Below are 3,304 nucleotides of genomic sequence, written 5' to 3'. Positions count from 1 at the left end.
TAAAAAAACTTCTCCTAGATTATTAACAGAAGTTTCATGTTCTTCTCCTTTTTGGTAATCCCACTCATGTAAAAGAACGTTCCCATCCTAAAAAGAGGAAACAACGAACAGTTTTTTAGCCTGTTCGTTGTTTGGTATTTTTAATTTATTATTTTACAACTTCTTTATAAGGAAAGCTTTTTTATCAATAATTCTTCCTCTTTATTACTTTTTCTAATGAGAAAGAGAAATGAGTTTATTTTTTAGGAAAAAACTGTTCTGAATAACCATTTCTAAAATGTCTTATGATTGTATTCAGATTTTCTCCATCATATGAAAAATGGTCGGAATATTCATTTTGCTTTTCTTCTGTGTTTGAAAATGATTGCCCTTCAATTTTTATTAATCTATTATTTTCGTATATATAATGTTCTATTCTAGAACCTCTATTGGCTTGAAAATAAGATTTTTTTAGTTTATCATTTTCATATATGTACCTTGTTAAATTTACTAATGATTTTAGGTTGTCATATCTGACAGAAGTCATCAAATTGTCATTCTCCCAAGTAAAGAAAGTAAAATAAAAATTATCTTGAATAGAGGTTGCTTGTTTAGTTAATATTAGTTTATTGTCTTTGTCAAAATAATAAATGTGTAAATTTTTATTAAATTTCACCTTATTTTCATCTTTATAAAGAGTTCCCTTATTGAAACCTAGTCTTTGATAAGAAAATGGTGCATCTTCATAAAATTCTCCTTTTGAGAAAATAATTCTCCTTTTTTCAAATTCAGCCTTAGCAATTAAGGCTTCAAATTTATTCTTGAACAATTCAAATTCTTCTTTTAAATTCATGATGTATAAAATCTAATTGCATTTAATTTTAAATGTGCCTTCAGAAAGTTCTTTTCCTATTTTTTCTAATTCATTTTTAAACTTGTCTGGATCTGTAATATCTTTTAATCGTTCAAAGACGTTCTTTTTGTATTCATTCGTGTGAACTCTAGAGTGAGCATGTGCATCTAGATTAAAATCATTTTTCACTTTTGAGCTAGTAGGTAAAAATACACCATTAGAGGAATCATTTATGTCAATACCTATATTTGTCATTTGTGATCTTAACGAAATCATATTGGGATCAGTTGAATTTGACATTACAATATGATGAGCAGAGTTTGAATAATTAGGAGTATCAATACCATCTCTAATCATATTTGCTCTTAATATAGCAGCATCACTTGATGTGTCTAACCCAAACGGATCCACCCACGAATTAGAATCGTGTACATACGCATAGAAAGTCGGGTTATTTCCTTCCAGTCCAATAGGATCTTGAGAAATATAATTTCCAATACTACAATCATAATATCGAAACCTGTTGTAATAAAGACCTTCTAATTCGGGGTCTTCATACTGTCCGAGTTGTCTAAAAGGAATAAAGTCTGGGGTTAGATTAATAGGCGAGCTAAAATTGCGTAAACCTCCATAAATATCATAGTCTGTGCTCCATATTAAAGAGCCCTTTTCGTTATAACATTGTAGGGGTCTGCCTATATAATCAGAAATTATACTAAATTGCTCTTCTCCTTGTATTTTAGCACTAGGTACAAAGCTATTTTCTTGGTAAATCCAAGTAACTAAATCCTCTACGCTTTCTTTTTGACTTAGATAAACTTCTCCTAGATCGTTAACAGAAGTTTCTGCCTCTTGCCCTTTTAGATATGTCCACTGGTGTAAAAGAACGTTTCCATCCTAAAAAGATGAAACAACGAACAGACTAAAAAACTGTTCGTTGTTTGGTATTTTTAATTTATTATTTCATAACTCTCTTTATAAGGAAAGATTTTTTTAAAAGATCATGACCATTAATATAATAAATCAATATTTAACAAAACATTTTCATTAATTTCATCATCTGTTCTGTATAATAAAAAAGAAGAAATAATAATATCATCATTTAAATCAATAAGTTTTCTTGGTTCTAAAATTACTTTTTGGCCTTTACCATACAACGGAATTTTTTCCCACTGTTTTGAACAGATATCCTCCCAATTTTTTAATAAATTGCCAGGGATAATAGATAAATCTTCAATTTCTTCCTTTATATTATAAACCCCTTTATTATCATCATAGGTCATTCCAAAATCATTAGCTATAATATTTTTGTTTTCAATACTATAAATAGGATAAGAAAAAGGATTAATACCCCAAGTTATTATTATTATTCCTTCAGCAAATAATTTTTCAATTAAATCAGTATTTGTAAATTCATGAATTAAATCTAGTTTTCTATGACTATAGTTTTCATCAATAATGGTTTTCATTTTTTCTAAATCAACTAAACAAAAACCTAAATGACTAAACGCATCGAAATATTTGTATACGTTATGATTTAAAGAATTTTGATTGCTTTGAGTTTTATTAAAATTCAAAACAATAGTTAGAATATTTGTCGGAAGTGGTATTGCGTTTAAAATTTCATATTGATTTATAGGATAATCTACATATACACTATAATCAACGTTTACATTTTCATGAAATTGGACTAAGCTATCCTGACTGTAATCTAAAATAGATAAATTATTAATAGCCCCCCTAAATAAATGCCTTTTTTCTATTTTTTTCTCACCAAATATTTTTTCATCATAAAAAAAAATCTGATCATTTAAGTTAAAAATTAACTTAATATTGTAATTTGAAAGATTATCTAATTCTGTTTCAATGAGATATTCAATATTATTAATTTTTACTTTTATTGTTGAATTATGAGTTCTAAAAGCTATAGTTTTTGTATTTTCCATTTATAAATTTAATTACATTTTATTTCAACCCCTTGATCTTTAGCCCATTTTTTCACTAAATCCCAAGCTTCAGAAGGAGAGACATTTTTCTTTATTAAGTCTCCTTTTGTTCCGTCTGCAGCTATTATATGTAGATCTCCTTTAACGTTTGCTAAGGCAGGATTATTATAATGATTTTCTAAGCTTTTTAACCATTGATCGTTTGTTAATCCTTTTGCTTTAATTTGATCTGCTTTCACAAGTGGTTTAGTATTTGTTCCAATACCATTATAACCATGCATAGCACTATGTTCGCTCCCCGTAAATTGCGTGTCATCGAAATACATACTAGGAACACCTGTTTGGCTATTAAAAGGTTTTACAGCTAGGTCAGTTGCGGCTTGATGAGGAACCATGTGGTGTCCTTGATGAATAGGATTACTTAAAGGCATTAAACCTAAAACATCAACAAAAGTATTTAAGTCATGAACATAAGAATATAAACGAAATCCACCTAAAACCGACACAGGATCTTGACTTATGTAAG

The 3,304-nt window shown here is 28.3% G+C and carries 4 protein-coding genes; all 4 read right to left on the bottom strand.

Features of this window, described 5'->3' with window-relative positions; genetic code table 11:
- Positions 1-235 precede the first annotated feature (235 nt).
- Positions 236-832, bottom strand: a complete 597-nt coding sequence (locus B0A78_RS12940) for a hypothetical protein (protein ID WP_065212888.1) — start codon at positions 830-832, stop codon at positions 236-238.
- A 12-nt stretch (positions 833-844) separates the two neighbouring features.
- Positions 845-1,468 carry an RHS repeat-associated core domain-containing protein gene (locus B0A78_RS15000; protein WP_262494804.1) on the bottom strand — a complete coding sequence of 208 codons (624 nt, stop codon included), beginning with the start codon at positions 1,466-1,468 and terminating at the stop codon, positions 845-847.
- 374 nt (positions 1,469-1,842) lie between these two features.
- On the bottom strand, positions 1,843-2,778 hold the full coding sequence (locus B0A78_RS12930; protein ID WP_077225814.1) for a hypothetical protein: 936 nt from the start codon (positions 2,776-2,778) through the stop codon (positions 1,843-1,845).
- 8 nt (positions 2,779-2,786) lie between these two features.
- Positions 2,787-3,304: hypothetical protein (locus B0A78_RS14565; protein WP_169859153.1), on the bottom strand; the 518-nt coding region annotated here is incomplete at its 5' end.

This window comes from Flavobacterium columnare NBRC 100251 = ATCC 23463, assembly GCF_002530675.1.
GTDB lineage: Bacteria > Bacteroidota > Bacteroidia > Flavobacteriales > Flavobacteriaceae > Flavobacterium > Flavobacterium columnare.
This window is presented reverse-complemented; position numbering and strand designations above follow the sequence as displayed.